Here is a 16,589-nt window from a genome sequence, read left to right on the forward strand (position 1 = left end):
AGGCTAATACTGTCGGCCTCTGCTGCCAAACTTCTTTTCATCACATTCACGCACTCTTTCTAAGGACCCGTGGGCATGCTTGTCACCCTTATACGGCGCTACTCAAAGCCGTATTTGCCGCAGATTGTGGCCGTGCTGTTTTTTCAGCTGGCGTCCACCATCGCCACGCTCTACCTCCCCAGCCTGAACGCCAAAATCATCGATGAGGGAGTTTCCCGCGGCGACACTGATTTCATCTGGCAGACCGGTGCGCTCATGCTCGCTGTCGCCCTGGGACAGGTGCTTTCCGCCATCATCGCCGTGTACTTCGGCGCCCGCGTTGCCATGGCCATCGGCCGCGACCTGCGCCGCAGCGTGTTCCGCCAGGTCAGCAGCTTTTCCGCCCAGGATGTCAACCGCTTTGGCGCCCCTACCTTGATCACCCGCGGCACCAACGATGTCCAGCAGGTCCAGATGCTCGTCCTGATGGGCCTGAACTTCATGGTCTCCACGCCCATCATGTGCGTTGGCGGCATCATCATGGCCCTCCGTGAGGACCTCAGCCTTTCCTGGCTCGTCTGGGTATCGGTCCCTGTCCTGGTGGCAGTGGTTGGCTATCTCGTTGTCCGGCTCATGCCGCTTTTCCGTTCCATGCAGACCAAGATCGATGCCATCAACGGCGTTCTGCGCGAGCAGATCATCGGCATCCGGGTTGTCCGCGCCTTCGTTCGCGAACCCCACGAGGCCAAGCGTTTCGGCGATGCCAACCAGGACCTCACGGCCGTATCCGTGAAGATCGGCAACCTCTTTGTCCTGATGTTCCCGGCGATCGGCATGATCCTGCACCTGTCCACTGCGGCGGTGCTCTGGTTCGGCGGGCAGCGGGTCGATTCCGGTGACATGCAGGTGGGTGCCCTCACGGCCTTCCTGCAGTACCTGCTCCAGATCCTCATGGCCGTCATGATGGGAACCTTCATGGCCATGATGATTCCGCGCGCCTCCGTCTGTGCAGACCGCATCGGCGAGGTCCTGGACGTTGAGCCGTCCATCCACAACCCCTCTTCGCCGGTAGTGCCGGCTGAAAAGAAGGGACGCGTCGAATTCCGTGACGTCACCTTCAAGTACCCGGGTGCTGAAGCACCGGTCTTGAGCAACATCTCCTTCACGGCGGAGCCGGGCAAGACCCTCGCCATCATCGGATCCACCGGTGCGGGCAAGACCACCCTGGTCTCCCTGCTGCCGCGCCTTTATGACGTCGCCTCCGGTGAGGTTCTGCTCGACGGCGTTCCTGTCACCGAGATGGATGCCTCTGAAATCACCAGTCGTGTATCGGCGGTACCCCAGAAGCCGTACCTGTTCTCCGGAACCATCGAGCACAACCTGCGCTTTGGCAAGCCCGATGCCACGGATGAGGAACTGTGGGACGCGCTGGAAACCGCGCAGGCCAAGGGTTTCGTGGAGGAGAAGTCCTCCGGCCTCAACCGGCGCATCGCCCAGGGCGGTACCAACGTCTCCGGTGGACAGCGCCAGCGGCTTTCCATCGCCCGGGCTTTGGTGACCAAGCCGAACGTGTACTTGTTTGACGATTCCTTCTCGGCACTGGACGTGGCTACCGACGCCCGGCTCCGGAAGGCCCTGAAGGGGAAGACCAAGGATGCCACGGTCATCATCGTGGCCCAGCGTGTCTCCACCATTGCCGATGCTGACGAAATCCTTGTCCTGGACAACGGCCGCATCGTTGACCGGGGAACGCATGACGAACTGCTGGAGACGTCACCGACGTACCAGGAAATCGTCGAATCCCAGCTGAGTGTGGAGGAAGTGGCATGAGCGAGCAGAACCAGCAGAAGAAGCGTGGCTGGGCTGCCAAGGCCGAAGCCGCGAAGGATGCCAAGGCAACCGCTGCGGCAGAGGTTGCAACGGAAGCACTGGACGACGACGACTTCGTTGAGGAGGAGTACGTCCCCTCGGAGGCCGATGGCGGCATGTTCGGTGATGTGCCCGCAAAGAAGGCCAAGGAATTTTGGCCTTCCGCCAAGCGGCTCATGGGCTTGCTGAAGCCCGAACGCATCGGTGTGTTCATCGTGATCGGCCTCGTGATCGTTTCCGTGGTCCTCAACGTGATCGCACCCAAGGTTCTGGGCAGTGCCATGGATGTCATCTTCGGCGGTGTGATGGGCAAGCAGATTCCGCCCGGGGTATCGCAGGAACAGTTCGTTGAGCTCATGCGGCAGCAGGGCCAGGGGAACTTTGCCGACATGGTCTCCAAGATGGAACTCACCAACGGGATCGACTTCTCCAAGCTGACGTTCCTGATCTCGATAGTGCTGCTCATGTACTTCGTGGCCAACATCTTCCTGTGGGCGCAGGGCTGGTTGCTCAACAGGATCGTCATGCGGGTCATCAAGAAACTGCGCAACGATGTCCAGGCCAAGCTCAACCGCCTGCCGCTGAACTACTTCGACACCCGCCAGCGCGGCGACATCCTGTCCCGCGTGACCAACGACGTCGACAACGTCCAGCAAGGCCTCCAGCAGGCGTTCTCCCAATTGGTCAGCTCCGTCCTCACGGTCCTGGGCATTACGGTCATGATGTTCATCGTGTCCTGGGAGCTGGCGCTTATCGCGTTGATCGCACTGCCGCTTTCCGGTGTTGTTGCCGGGGTCATCGGTGCCCGCAGCCAGAAGCTCTTCGCTGCGCAGTGGAAGAACACCGGCGCGTTGAACGGGCAGATCGAAGAGTCGTTCTCCGGCCATGACCTGGTCAAGGTGTTCGGCCGCGACGCTGACATGCTGACGCGCTTCGACGAGAAGAACGAGGAACTTTACAAGGCATCTTTCGGTGCACAGTTCGTCTCAGGCGTGATCTTCCCGGCCATGAACTTCGTCTCTTACCTGTCCTATGTCGGGATCGCCGTGGTGGGTGGCCTGCGGGTTGCTTCGGGTTCCATGAGCCTGGGCGATGCCACTGCCTTCATCCAGTACTCACGCGAGTTCACGCAGCCGCTGGGCCAGATTGCCGGCATGGCCAACATGCTGCAGTCCGGCGTCGCCTCCGCTGAGCGTGTCTTCGAATTCCTGGACGCTGATGAAGAGGTCGAAGAGAACGGTACGCGCCACCTTCCGGCAAAGACTGACGGCCATGTTGAGTTCGAGCATGTCTCGTTCAGCTACGTGGAGGACAAGCCACTCATTGAGGATCTTTCCTTCAGTGCCGAGCCGGGCCACACTGTGGCCATTGTTGGGCCCACAGGAGCCGGCAAGACCACCCTGGTGAACTTGGTGATGCGTTTCTACGAGCTCAATTCCGGCCGCATCACCTTGGACGGCGTGGACATCAAGGACCTCACCCGTTCCGAGCTCAGGTCAAAGGTGGGCATGGTGCTGCAGGACGCCTGGCTCTTTGGCGGGACCATCTACGACAACATCAAGTACGGCAAGCTGGATGCCACGGAAGAGCAGATCATGGAAGCGGCGAAGGCCACGTACGTGGACCGCTTTGTCCGTGCCCTGCCGGATGGCTACCAGACGATCATTGATGAAGAAGGCAACAATGTCAGCGCCGGTGAGAAGCAGCTCATCACCATCGCCCGCGCATTCGTGTCCGATCCTTCCTTGCTGATCCTGGACGAAGCCACCAGCTCGGTGGACACCCGTACGGAACTGCTGCTGCAGAAGGCCATGGCAGCGCTCCGGACGGACCGGACCAGCTTCGTCATCGCCCACCGCCTGTCCACCATCCGCGACGCCGATACCATCCTGGTGATGGAAAACGGCCAGATCGTGGAGCAGGGTAACCACACCCAGCTCCTCGCCCTCGAAGGCGCCTATTACCGCTTGTACATGTCCCAGTTCGCTGGCGGGGAAGAGACTGCGGTGGATGATTCGACGGCGGTGCACAGCTGAGTACGCAGCAACCGGAGGAGTCCGTGGAACCCCGGCGCATCGAGGTCCTGGTGCCCATGCGCTGGGGTGACATGGACGCTTACGGACATATCAACAATGTCCAGATTGTGCGCATCCTCGAGGAAGCCCGCATCGCAGCCTTCGGGCCGCCCAGCGGTGCGGGGCTTCCCGGCGTCGAACCACCGGCAGCCCTCTTCAACGACGTTGAGGAGGGCGTCATGACCCTGGTGGTGGAGCACAGGGTCCGCTACGTCCGGACCCTGGACTACCGCAATATTCCGGCGGTCGTGGAGATCTGGGTGGGCGCCATCAAAGGGGCCAGCTTCGATCTTCACTACGTCATCAAGGATCCCGTGACCCGGGAAGAGTGCGTGAAGGCTACCACCCACCTGGCCTTTGTCGCCGAGGCAACCGGAAGGGTTCTAAGGCTCACGGCTGCCCAGAAGGAAAAGCTCGAACGCTATAAGGCCTAGCCGGGACTTTGCCCGATTGCCCGTAGAGTTTCACCATGAAACTTGAAATCGCTGTGGTCAGCGCCGCCGGTGCAGGTGTGGCTGCCGCTGAGGGTGCCCATCGCATTGAGCTGTGCAGCAGCCTGGAACTGGGCGGCGTCACACCCAGCCAGGGGTTGCTGGAAGCCAGCATGGAACACGTCGACGGCCGTTTGGAAATCCATCCACTGATCCGCTCCCGGCCCGGTGATTTCCTGTACTCGGCCTCCGACGTGGACACCATGGTGCATGAAATCAGGCATCTGCTGCGCCAAGGAGCAAACGGGGTTGTCATCGGGGCACTCGAACCCAACGGGACAGTCGACGTGCACACCATCCGGCGCTTGTTGGAATCGGCAAAGGAGACCAGGCCGGAGGCACAGCTGACCTTCCACCGGGCCATCGACCAATCGAAGGATCCGTTGGCTGCCCTGGACCAGCTCATGGAGCTGGGGTTCACCAGGGTCCTCACCTCGGGGCATGCAGCGACGGCGGGAGCAGGCCTCGGCACGCTCGCCACCATGGTGGAACGCGCCGGAGGTGCCATCGAGATCATGGCCGGCGGGGGACTGGCCCTGGCAGACATCCCGGCGATGCACGCTGCAGGTTTGAGTGCGGTCCACCTGTCCGCCAAGAAAACCGTCTCCACGCTCGGCCGAGGAACGATTTCCCTGGGTACCCAGGACGGCAGCGATCCCACGGCCTACACGGTCACGGACCGCGAAACCGTCCGTGCCGCCAAAGCGAAAATCAACGCCTTGAATCTGGCTAGGCTGAATTAGTCCTGCCGTCCAGCCTCTGGCAGGGCAAATCCCAGTGAGTACGCATCGCAATGACCCTTTACGATTCCGCGGAACGACCGGATGATGTAAGGATTCACCAACTCGGTGAAGAAGCCCCGAAGCTACTTCCAGGAGTCCCAGCGATGCCGCTGCCCTCGCCGGTTTCACCGGCCGTCAATTCCCGTCCACCCAGCAGTCGAAGCAACAGCGCAACCTCCGGCCATCCTGAGGTGGCATGCGGCATCGGAACGTGGGACAAACTGCTGTACGGCAACCACCGCTTCGTGGTGGAAGTTGCCCCAACGGCCCAGGTTGTCCCGACGGCCCAGGTTGCCCCAACGGCCCCGGCATACAAGCTTGTCCTGCCGTGGCGGCGCCAGGATGAGGACCCCGCGACAGTGGATGTCATCGTCGTCTCCGGGAAGACGGGCGCCAGGGTCCGCAATGTGGTCATAGAGGAGTGCACCAGGGAATCAGGAACCCTCCTTTTCGAAGCCATCGACGGCCCGGGGATCTACTACGTTTACTACCTGCCCTACGCGATGCTGGGCAAACCCCACTATCCCCAGGCCCAGTACCTCCCGCGTCGTCCGACGGCAGAGCCGGGGTGGGCTGCCGCCGTCGGGTATTCGGCCTGGCGGGAACCGGCGCAGGCCGGGCTGCCCAACGCGACGGTCGTCCGTTACGAGGCCGCAAGTGAGCGGGACTCGTTCGCGCCGATGAACTTCACGGCCCGGGCGGACGAACTGGAACAGTTCCATTCGTGCCACAAGGGCGAGGCCTTCCTGGTGTTTCCCGAAGACCGGCTGAATCCCGTCTCCATGAGTACTGGCCTGCCTGCGCACTGGGTGGCCAACGGGCCGTCGGACACCTTTCGGGCGGGCGCCGTTGCGGGCGAGGACTATGTGGTGCAGCTGGGGTTGTACGCGCTCAAGGACCTTGCTGGCGTCTCCGTGGACGTCATGTCATCAGCCGGGGGTCACTGCATCAACTCCGACGGCGTAGACCGGCTGGGCAGGCCATGGCACAAGGAGCTGGCCGTCCCGGCGGGCACGGTGCGGGCCCTGTTCGTGGTCCTTCCCGTGCCCCGTGGCGCCGCCGGAAGCACGCATTCCGCCATGGTCACCATCCATGCGGAAGGTGAGGCTGCGCAGGAAATCGAGGTCACGCTGGACGTGGCGACGGAAACGGACCCGGACATCCTGGAAGGTGGTTTCGGCGATCCACGTTTCCTTCGGCGCTTGGCCTGGCTGGATTCTGCCGTGGCCCAGGACGCCGAGCTCGTGGCTCCTTTCACTGCCATCACCGTGGACGAGCGGGAACGAACCTTGGGGATTCTTGGCCGGAGCCTGCGGTTGTCGGCATCGGGGTTGCCCGCCCAAGTGACGTCCAGCTTCACGGGCGACGTGACGTCGACGGATGGTCCCGCCGTCGGGCTTTTCGACGTTCCGATGGCTATGCACATCGAGGGGACCAGCTGGGAGTTTTCGCCACTGACGTTCAACGCGGAAGGGCCTGCGCGGGTCTCGTGGGGCTGCAACTGGACGGGCAGCCAGGAAGGCGTTGCGGTGTTGTCGCTGGAGCTGAACGCCACCCTCGACGCCGATGGAACAGTCGAGTACTCGCTGCGGCTCGCGCCGCGGAAGACTCTGGACGTGAACGACGTCGGGCTGCAGCTTTCGTTCGACGAGGACGCCGTCCCGCTGGCCATGGGTCTGGGCGTTCCGGGCGGCCGGCGGCCGGAGACCCTGGACTGGATGTGGGACGTGGCTGCCAGGAACCAGGATGCACTGTGGCTGGGAAGGGTGAACGCCGGGCTTCAGTTGTCGTTGCGGGATGAGAAGTACCAGCGTCCCCTGAACACCAACTTCTACCGGGAAAAGCCGTTGCTCGAACCGGCGTCGTGGGCCAACCGCCAGGAGGACAGGGTGAGGGGTGGCGTCCGGCTTCGGACTGCCAACGGCAAAGTGTCGGTCCGCGCGTTCAGCGGTGCCCGCACGCTGACGCCGAACGAGCCGCTCCACTTCGAATTCCGGCTTCTGCTCACACCCTTCAAGCCGATCCAACCCGGCAGGCATCTGGGCAAGCGCTACTTCCACGCCCCTGAAGACCCATCGGAGATCAGGGCGGCCGGAGCCACTGTGGTCAATATCCACCATGCGACAGCGCCTGCACCGTATATCAATGATCCGTTGCTCACGAAGGAAACGCTTCGGCAATACGTGGCGCAGTGTCATCGGGAGGGCCTGACAGCCAAGATCTACAACACTGTCCGTGAGCTCACGTTCCACAGCCCCGAGCTGTTGCCGCTGCTGCATTTGGACCACGAGATTTTCAGCGACGGTCCGGGCGCCGGCCACAGCTGGTTGCAGGAGCATGCCGGCAGTGGCTACGTCTCGGCCTGGTTTGCCCCGAACGTGGAGGACATCGCGGTGGTGACCACGGGCGGGTCGCGGTGGGAGAACTTCTACGTGCGCAGCCTGCAGGAACTGGCTGCCGGTGACGACGGAATCGACGGTATCTACCTCGATGACCTGGCCTTTGACCGGCACGCCATGGTGCGCGTCCGCAAGGTCCTGGAAAGGGCCTGCAGGGACAGGGGAGTGGAGGGCCCGGAGATTGACCTCCACTCTGCCAACCAGTTCACCGCCAACGACGGCTACGCCTCATCAGCCAATTTGTATATGGAGCAATTGCCGTATGTGGACAGGCTGTGGCTGGGGGAGTATTTCGACTACGACGGCACAGACCCCGACTATTGGCTGGTGGAATTGTCCGGCATTCCTTTTGGCCTCATGGGCGAGATGCTCGAAGGCGGCGGCAACCCGTGGCGCGGAATGGTGTTCGGCATGACGGGCCGGGCACCCGCGGTGGACAACCGTCCGCTGTGGGAGTTCTGGACGGCGAACAACCTGGAACGTGCCCGGATGCACGGGTTCTGGGACCCCCACACGCCAGTGCGGACCAGCCACCCGGATGTCCTGGCAACCACGTGGTTGACGGACAACGGGATGGTGGTGGCGCTGGCCTCATGGGCCGGGGAAACTGAGGACGTGACGTTGATCTTCGACAACGCGGCCCTCACCGACGAAACCTCCACAGCCCCCGCCGCCGGTATCAAGGCGCCCGCGATCCGCGGCTTCCAGCCCGCCATGGACTACGCGCCCGGCCAGGCCATCACCCTTGAGCCGCAGCGCGGCCTCCTTCTCACGATCGGATACTGACGTGCCAGACACCGCAACTTCCAGCATCACCGTCACCACCATCTCCCTGACCATGGCTGAGCTCGGCCCGCTCAACCCGCTACCGGTAGTTGCCGCCGAACTGGACCAGCCCTATACGGTAGGCGAAGGCGTGCCGGAGGAACTGCAGGCATCGGCCCGCTACGGCGTGGTGCCCAACATCTACCCGTATCTCATGCAGGACGGCTACAGCCGGGAGGCGGCACCCAGGGAGTTTCCCGCCGTCGTGCTTGAAAACAGCAAGCTCAAGGTGACAGTCCTCCCGTCCCTGGGCGGCCGCATCTGGGAACTGTTCGACAAAGCAACAGGCAAGCAGCTCCTCCACACCCATGACGCCCCCCAGCTGGCCAACATCGCGTTGCGCAAGGCCTGGTTCGCGGGCGGGCTTGAGTGGAACATCGGGACCCGCGGCCATTCGCCCACCAGCTGCGATCCGTTGCACACGGCGATCGTCCACACCCCGGACGGCAAACACATCCTGCGGATGTGGGAGTACGAACGGCTCCGGGAAGTGGTGTTCCAAGTAGACATCTGGTTGCCCGCAGAATCGCCCGTGGTGCTGGCAGCGGTTCGGATCCGGAACCCGAACGACCACGACGTCCCCATGTACTGGTGGAGCAATGCCGCGATCCCGGAGACTGACCGCACCCGTGTCATCGCGCCCGCCCACGAGGCCTACGGCAGCGACTACACCACGGACATCACCCGCGTCAGGCCCACCACCCACGAAGGCTATGACGGCACGTGGCCGGTCAACAGCCCGCACGCGGCGGACTTCTTCTTCGACATCGACCCTTCCGAGCGGCGCTGGGTTGTGGCAGCGGACGACGACGGCGACGGGCTGGCGATGCTGTCAACGGGGCTCCTGCGGGGAAAGAAGCTCTTCGTATGGGGCCAGGGACAGGGCGGCAAACGCTGGCAGGAATGGCTGAGCCCGGGAGCCGGCCCGTACGCGGAGATCCAGGCCGGCCTGGCACAAACGCAATTCGAACACCTGGTCATGCCCGCCGGTGCAGAGTGGGCGTGGGTGGAGGCGTACGGCAACGGACACCTGAACACGGATACGGCCCACAGCACTGACTGGGATGCCGCGGTAGCCCACGCCGGTGAGCGTTTGGAAGAGCTCCTGCCACACGAATCCCTTGAAGCCATGCTGCCCGAGGCCATCACCAATGCCGACGTCCCGCCGTCGAAAATGCTGCTGCACGGCAGCGGCTGGGGCGTGGTGGAGAGGGCCCGGCGGCTGAAGGCCGGTCTGTCGTGGATTGACGAAAGCGGTACGCCGTTCGTGGACGAGAGCGTTTCCGCGGAACAGGAGCCATGGCTTGGGCTGCTCAAGGGAAAGGCGTTCGACGGCGCGACCAGTTTCGTCGCGGGGGTGGACTGGGAACAGCTGCTGGCCGGGAAGGACAGTCCTGCGGCAACGTTCCACCTGGCCACCATGCGCCATGCCCGGCAGGACCTTGACGGCGCCAAGGATCTTTACCGCGAGGTAATCTCCGACGACGGGGTAGCACCGGGTATCAAGGCGCTCGCGCACCGTGGACTGGGGCTGGCCTTGCTCGCAAACGGCCAGGACGCCGAAGGGCTGGCTGAACTCCGCAAGGGCGTCGGGGCAGACTCTTCCAACAGAGCCCTGCTCACGGAGGCCGTGACGCTCAGCATCCGCCACGGGGACCCTGCCATGGCCCTGGAACTGGCGGAGTCGGTACCCAACGATGGTGCCGCCGTCGGGCGTTTGCGTTTCCTGAAGGCGCTGGCGCTGGCACGAACGGGAAACGCCAATGAAGCGGCCTCGATTCTGCGCGGAGGCGTGGAGGTTCCGGACCTCCGCGAGGGCGAGGACGCGATTGCCGCGCTGTGGCAAGAGGTGTGTCCTGACGAACCGGTGCCGGCCGCTTACCAGTTCGGAATGCATTGAGGGGTGCCCCGGTGTGGCCTCCCGCACATCCGGGGCAAGCTCTGAAAGCGTGTTCTGGACGACTCAAGCGACGATGAAAAGCAGCGACGATGAACGGAGCACGGACGTGATACCCGAAATTGCAGGACTCCCGCCCTTGGAGTGGACCTCGACGGTTGGCCAAGCCAGCTACGACGACGCAGAGGGAGCGCTGGTGCTCACCGCCGCACCCGGCGTCGACTGGACCAACGACTCCCTTGGCGGAGAGCCGCAACACGGAGCCACAGCGCTGGGCTTCAGGGCCCCAGCGGCTTTCTCGCTCTCCGCCAGGGTTTTGGTCGCGTCGCCCAGGACAACGTTCGACGCCGGGGTGCTGAGTCTGTGGGCGGACAGCGAACACTGGGCCAAGCTCTGCTTCGAGTTCTCTCCGCAAGGCGAGGCCATGGTGGTCAGCGTGGTGACCAACAGCTATTCGGACGACTCCAACGGGCCTGTGGTCACTGCGCCCTGGGTATATCTGCGGGTCAGCCGGGTAGGGCCGGCATGGGCGTTCCACTCCTCTGCGGACGGGCGGGAATGGTCATTCGTCAGGCTTTTCCGGTTGGACACGGAAAAACCGGTCCACTTGGGTTTCATGTCCCAGGCGCCACTCGGACCCAGCTGCGAGGCGCGCTTTGACGCCATCGAGTTGACGGAGGAACCACCCGCCGACCTCCGGGACGGCAGCTAGCAGCAGGTGGGGCCAATAGCACGTGAAGCTTGTGGATATCCAGATGCTTGGTTAAACCAAACAAGGTAAGTTGGCAGGGTGATTCCCTCCCTGAAACCTGCCATTGACCGCGCCCCCGGAGTCTCCAAGGAGATCGAGGACGCAGCCTGGTATGTGCTCGGTCCGGCGCTTCACGGGAAACCCTCGGCGCTGGATGGCCGGACGCTCACCTGGACTGCGGATGCTGCCGCCGAGCTCCTCGAGAGGCTCGAGCGCGGGGTGGAAGACTCCAAGGCGCCCATGATGACCAACCTTCGGAACAATCTGGAGGGCGCTTCCCGGGAAGCCAAGCTGCTGGCCGTCGAATTGCTCTTCCTGCAGTCGCTGCCGCTGGCGCACGAGGTCAAGTCCCTGAGGGTCAAGCGCGCCCGGGTAGCCGAGGCTGCGTCGTGGGTTGAGCCGCCCATCGAGCTTCCGGAAGAACTGTACGAGGGCATGACGGACCACGGGGTGATCCGCGACCGTACCGCAGAATTCAACTGGACCATCTGGGATCACCTGAAGTGGCTGTGCCGTTTCGTAGCCCACGTGGACAGCCAAAGCACGGCAACCATCAACAGGGCCCTCGCGGACCCTTTGATGTTCCACGAACTGGCAGCAGCAACGCCCGATGACCAGCCTGCCCTGCGCCGGAGCATCGAGTACTTGGTGTGGCCAAGTTATTTCGAGCCCGTGGTGGCTGACGTTGAACGCCAGGAAATCCGGGACGCCTTCGCCTCGCTGGTGGGCGGTGCCAAGGGTGACACGGATGAGGACATCACAGCGGACATCCACCGCATCCGGCTGCACCTGGACGAGCAGGCCGGGCAGCGCATCGATTGGTACGCACGGCAATTGGTGAGCCAATGGCGCAAAGTGGGAGACCCGGGACGCCGGTCCTGGCTCCTGCGGACCCACCATGACAACGCGGATTTGCTCGCTTCCTGGGTCGCCGAAGAGAAGGCAACCCTGGACGTGCAGCACCTCCGCACCCTGACCGCGGGCGTCACAGCCGGTGTCGTCCAGCACGCCGTGGACGAGGATTACAAACACTTGGGCTACGTGGAACGCGAAGACACCAAGACGGCTGTTTTCGCTTTCCTCACCGTCATGAAGCCCGGCGATCTCACGCTGTACCAGCATGCCGGCCGTGTGCGCGTTGGCGTGGTCCTTGGCGAGCCGGAGCACGACGAGGACAACCGCCGCATCCGCCGCAAAGTCCGGTGGTTCGACGACAGCTATGCCATCCCCGAACTTCCCCGCCACGCCCAGCGGCAGCTGTCCACCCCCGGCATCCTCGTCGATGTCACCAGGGTCATCCAGGCGCTGCAGGAACTGCTCCCCGTGGAAGCCGAAACCGACGGCGAGGACGAAGCGCCGCCCACTGTCGCCGTCGAGGTTGTGCAGCAGGGCTTCCGGCCTTTGACCGAAGAGTTCGCAGCGTCCCTCCACATGGACCTTGAGCCGCTGCAGGAGATCGCGGAACTGCTCGAAGAGAACCGCCAGCTGGTCCTCTACGGCCCTCCGGGGACCGGCAAGACCTACCTCGCCAAGCACCTGGCCGCTGAGCTCGCCGGTGACCACACCGATGAACGGGTGAAACTGGTCCAGTTCCACCCGTCGTACGCCTACGAGGACTTTTTTGAGGGGTACCGGCCGGACAAGACCGACGACGGGCAGGTGTCCTTCAAGCTGGTCGCCGGACCGTTGCGGCGACTCGCCGAGGAAGCGGCAAAGCCGGAAAACGCCCACAAGCCGTACTTCCTGATCATCGACGAGATGAACCGCGCCAACCTGGCCAAGGTCTTCGGTGAGCTGTACTTCCTGCTGGAGTACCGGGACGACCGCATCTACTTGCAGTACAGCCCCAATGAGCCCTTCAGCCTGCCGGACAACCTCTACATCATTGGCACCATGAACACCGCGGACCGCTCCATCGCCATGATGGATGCGGCCATCCGCCGCCGCTTCGCGTTCATCGAGCTGCACCCCAAGGTGGAACCGGTCCGTGGTTCGCTGCGCCGCTTCCTGGAGGCCCGCGGGCTGGACACCCTCAACGCGGACCTGCTGGATGCCCTTAATGATTCGATCGACGATTGGGACCGGGACCTCATGATCGGACCCTCGTATTTCATGAAGAACGCCGCCCAGAACCCCACTGGGTTGCGCCGGATCTGGAAGTACGAGCTCATGCCGTTGCTGGAAGAGCACTACCACGGGCAGCTGAACCGGGCCCAGTTGGAAGAGCGCTTCGGCCTGGACCAGTTGCTGGGACGTCTTGGGGACCGCTAACGCCATCCCCCCAAGGCCGGCGAGGGCACCGTCCAGTGCCCGGGGCGCCAACAAGGGGCCCCGGCACATCGTCATGGACGAGCTCTCGGGCGGGGTGGTGGAAAAACTCGATCCCGAATCCGCGGCTTTCATCAACACCAGCGGGCTGGCCAAGGCATCCCCCATGGGCATGGGCCTTTACCGCATTGAGCCCGCGGGCAAGGTGGGCTCCGTTCGGACGGCCACAGTGCAACTGGAAGTCCGGCCCAAGGACCGTTTGGGCCTTAGCCGCTTGCTGTTCCTGCTCAGCTACGCCGGGGACCAAGGTTTTCGCGACCATTCCGTGGAAGCCGTGGAGCACCCGGACCTGTGGAGTGCGCTGGCGGAGTCCCTGGCGCAGCTGGCCGATAAAGCGCTCAGCCGTGGGGTTCTGCAGGGCTACCTCACCGTCGAAGAGTCGTTGCGCACCGTCAAGGGCCGTATCCGGATCTCGGACCAGATCTCACGGCGTCCCGGAATGATGGTGCCGCTGGAGGTCTCCTATGACGAGTTCACCGAGGACATCGCCGAGAACAGGATCCTCCGGGCCGCACTGGAACGCATGGGCCAGGTTCCCGGGGTCCGTCCCGACGTCCTGAGCCGCTTGCGGCAGCTCAAGGGAAAGCTCGACGCCGTGACCCGCCTTCAGCCCGGCGCGCCGCTGCCGCCGTGGCGGGCCAGCCGGATGAACCTGAGATTCCACGCGGTGCTGCGCCTGGCTGAAGTCATCCTGCGCAATGCCTCGGCAGAGGCAGGCCAGGGCAGGCAGCAGACGGCGTCATTCGTGGTGGACATGGGGCAGGTGTTCGAGGAATTCGTGGGGACCGCCCTCAGAAGCGCCATGGCAGCCCACCCGGGAGAGATGCGCCTGCAATACGGCGCGCTCCTGAACGAGGCCGTCCGGGATTCGGATCGTTTGACCGTCCGGCCGGATGCCGTGCACTTCCTGGGCGGCCGCCCGGTGGTGGTGTACGACTCCAAATACAAGGCAGCTTCCGACGCCGGGGCTTCCCTCAGCGCTGACCACTACCAGTTGCTGGCCTACTGCACCGCCCTGCGGGTCCCTACGGCCTGGCTGGTTTATGCCGGGGCGGGGGAAGTGAAGCTGCGGCGCATCCTGAACACGGACATCGACATCGTGGAGTACCCGCTGGACCTGTCCCGGCCGCCGTCGGAAATCCTTGCTGCAGTGGCAGACCTCGCTGAACAGTCGTGGGGCGAAGTAGTGCGCCAGGCTGTGGCGGGACGATCGGCGTCGGACTAGCCTGTGAAGTAGACCTTTCGCCCTGAGGAGGCACCATGGCCGGCAAGAAAACGTGGCGTGATATGAGCAAAGGGCAGCGCATCTCTGTGCTGGTCAGTGGGGCTGTGAACCTGGCGTTGCTGGTGGCAGCGCAGCGAAGCATCGCCAAAACCCCGGACTCGAACATCAGGGGGAAGAAAGTGATGTGGCGTGCGCTTTCGTTCATCAATTTCTTTGGGCCGGTCAGTTATTTCCTGTTCGGCAGGCGACGCGAATCCGGCTTGGTGGGCGGCACCCCGGCAAAACGCTGAGAGCTAGGCGGGCATCTTCACTGTGAAGGTGGTTCCGCGCCCGGGCTCGCTCTCCAAGGTGATGGTCCCGCCGTGCGCTTCAACAATGGCCTTGCTGATGGGCAGTCCCAGCCCAACCCCGGGGATGGCGCTCTTGCGGACCCCGCCGGCGCGGAAGAATTTGGTGAAGGCCTCGGCCTGTTCTTCCTCGTTCATGCCCATGCCCGTATCGGTGACACGGCAGAAGACAAAGTCCTCATCTTCCCAGGCCGCAACTTCCACATCGCCGCCGTCGGGGGAGTACTTGATGGCATTCGACACCAGGTTGTCCAGGACCTGGGCCAGGCGTGATGAGTCCACGCGTGCTTCCAGGGCATCGGGCAGGTCCATCGAGAGCCGGATGCCGGCCTTGGCTGCGCGGGGCTCGGCGGAGGTGACGCTTCCCCGCACCAATTCGGCAACGTCTGCCGTGTGTCGTTGAATGACGATCTGTCCGGATCGCACCGCCAACAGGTCCGAAACCAAGGTCAGCAGCCGCTCCGCGTTCCGTCTGACGACGTCGAGTTGTTTGCGGGAATGAGCATCCAAAGCAGGGTCGTCCAGGATCAGCTCGACGTAACCCAGGATGGACGTCAACGGGGTGCGGAACTCGTGGGAGACGTTGGCCACGAAGTCATCCCTGGCTGCCAGCGCATTCACCAGATCCGTGACGTCGCTGAAGACCACCACAGAGCCCGCGAACTTCCCGGCGTCGTCCAGCATGGGACGGGCGCTGGTGGTGAAGGCCCGCTGTTCCTCTCCTGTACCCAGCCAGACCAGCTGGTCCGTGAAGCGTTCGCCCAGGACGGCGCGCCGCACCGGCCGGCGGTCGGGCGGCAGGGGAGTGCTCCTGTCAATGTCGAACACCAGCAGCTGGGATTCGTTGGGGTCGTCGTTGTCCGGCGGTGTGGCCAATGCGTGGGTCTGGCGCTGGCGCCTGTTCATGAGGATGTCGTGCCCGTCGCCGTCAACAGCCACCACGCCCAGCGGCAGGGCTTCCATGACGGTGTTCAGCAGCCGTTCCTGTTTGGTGCTGATACCCAGCGCTTCTTTCAGGGCCTCGTCCTTTTGCTCCAGGACGCGCTGCTGGCGCACCATGCTCAGGGTGAGCACACTCACCGAGACGCCGATGCCGAGGATAAGGATGGGGAACAGCAGGGGTTTGGTGAGGGCCTGTTCGCTGACCTGGTTATGAAGGAAGACCGGTACCCAGACAATTCCGAGCGGGCCCAGGAAGGACATGACGATGGCCAGCCGCGGGTAGAGGCCGGAAGCGCACAACCAGATGACAGGCAACACCACCAGGACACTGAGGCCGGTAAGCGCCTCCTGTCCGCCTTCCCTGCCGAAGGCTATGGAAACCATGTCCAGGATGGGGATGGTGAGGAAGCTGGCGAAGGGCAGGCGGTGCCAAGGAACCACAATGCACAGTGCCAACAGGAATGCCTGGCTCAGCAGGAAGATGAGGAACAACGGGTTTTCGAGTGTGGCGGGAAAAAACAGCCACACCAGAATTGCCGAAAGACAGACACACACCGATAACGGCAATTGACTGAGGACAACCCGCATCCGCAGGGTATGTTCGTGGAACGAGCGCTGAAAAATCAACAATTTCTTCTTTTCACCAATATCCCAAGCTGAGGGTTGGGTCATGGCACAA

At 63.4% G+C, this 16,589-nt stretch carries 10 protein-coding genes and 1 pseudogene; 10 read left to right on the forward strand and 1 reads right to left on the reverse strand.

The features are described 5' to 3' along the window. The first annotated feature begins 75 nt into the window (after positions 1–75). The 10 genes and pseudogenes from HMI60_RS09245 to HMI60_RS09290 all read left to right on the forward strand — a co-directional run bounded on the left by HMI60_RS09245 (position 76) and on the right by HMI60_RS09290 (position 14,911). Positions 76–1,809 carry an ABC transporter ATP-binding protein gene (locus HMI60_RS09245; protein WP_064722054.1) on the forward strand — a complete coding sequence of 578 codons (1,734 nt, stop codon included), beginning with the start codon at positions 76–78 and terminating at the stop codon, positions 1,807–1,809. Further along, entirely contained in the window at positions 1,806–3,884 is a 2,079-nt protein-coding gene (locus HMI60_RS09250) for an ABC transporter ATP-binding protein (protein WP_039240107.1), read from the forward strand. The genes HMI60_RS09245 and HMI60_RS09250 overlap by 4 nt, the downstream gene beginning before the upstream one ends. A gap of 56 nt (positions 3,885–3,940) precedes the next feature. Beyond that, positions 3,941–4,357: a thioesterase family protein gene (locus HMI60_RS09255; protein WP_035733455.1), complete on the forward strand. Its 417-nt coding sequence runs from the start codon at positions 3,941–3,943 to the stop codon at positions 4,355–4,357. A gap of 35 nt (positions 4,358–4,392) precedes the next feature. Beyond that, the gene (locus tag HMI60_RS09260) at positions 4,393–5,157 is read left to right on the forward strand and encodes a copper homeostasis protein CutC (protein ID WP_039240108.1); all 765 of its coding nucleotides are present in this window, start codon (positions 4,393–4,395) and stop codon (positions 5,155–5,157) included. A gap of 143 nt (positions 5,158–5,300) precedes the next feature. After that, positions 5,301–8,381, forward strand: coding sequence for a glycoside hydrolase domain-containing protein (locus tag HMI60_RS09265; protein WP_193591011.1), 3,081 nt, complete (start codon positions 5,301–5,303; stop codon positions 8,379–8,381). 193 nt (positions 8,382–8,574) lie between these two features. Beyond that, positions 8,575–9,333, forward strand: a pseudogene (locus tag HMI60_RS21255) (DUF5107 domain-containing protein); the annotation flags it as partial. A 1,060-nt stretch (positions 9,334–10,393) separates the two neighbouring features. Continuing rightward, positions 10,394–11,029, forward strand: a complete 636-nt coding sequence (locus HMI60_RS09275) for a DUF1349 domain-containing protein (protein WP_193591012.1) — start codon at positions 10,394–10,396, stop codon at positions 11,027–11,029. Between the two features lie 78 nt (positions 11,030–11,107). Continuing rightward, positions 11,108–13,339 (forward strand): McrB family protein, encoded by a 2,232-nt coding sequence (locus HMI60_RS09280; protein ID WP_055974383.1) that lies wholly within the window; start codon positions 11,108–11,110, stop codon positions 13,337–13,339. Between the two features lie 73 nt (positions 13,340–13,412). Further along, positions 13,413–14,621: a restriction endonuclease gene (locus HMI60_RS09285; protein ID WP_039240112.1), complete on the forward strand. Its 1,209-nt coding sequence runs from the start codon at positions 13,413–13,415 to the stop codon at positions 14,619–14,621. Positions 14,622–14,656: 35 nt separating this feature from the next. Continuing rightward, positions 14,657–14,911 (forward strand): PLDc N-terminal domain-containing protein, encoded by a 255-nt coding sequence (locus HMI60_RS09290; RefSeq protein ID WP_018777096.1) that lies wholly within the window; start codon positions 14,657–14,659, stop codon positions 14,909–14,911. Positions 14,912–14,914: 3 nt separating this feature from the next. Here the strand turns inward: HMI60_RS09290 and HMI60_RS09295 are convergent, their stop codons facing one another. Further along, positions 14,915–16,582 carry an ATP-binding protein gene (locus tag HMI60_RS09295; protein ID WP_110505862.1) on the reverse strand — a complete coding sequence of 556 codons (1,668 nt, stop codon included), beginning with the start codon at positions 16,580–16,582 and terminating at the stop codon, positions 14,915–14,917. Positions 16,583–16,589 lie beyond the last annotated feature (7 nt).

The sequence above is a fragment of the Paenarthrobacter sp. YJN-D genome (assembly GCF_015040335.1).
In the GTDB taxonomy this organism is placed as follows: domain Bacteria; phylum Actinomycetota; class Actinomycetes; order Actinomycetales; family Micrococcaceae; genus Arthrobacter; species Arthrobacter nicotinovorans.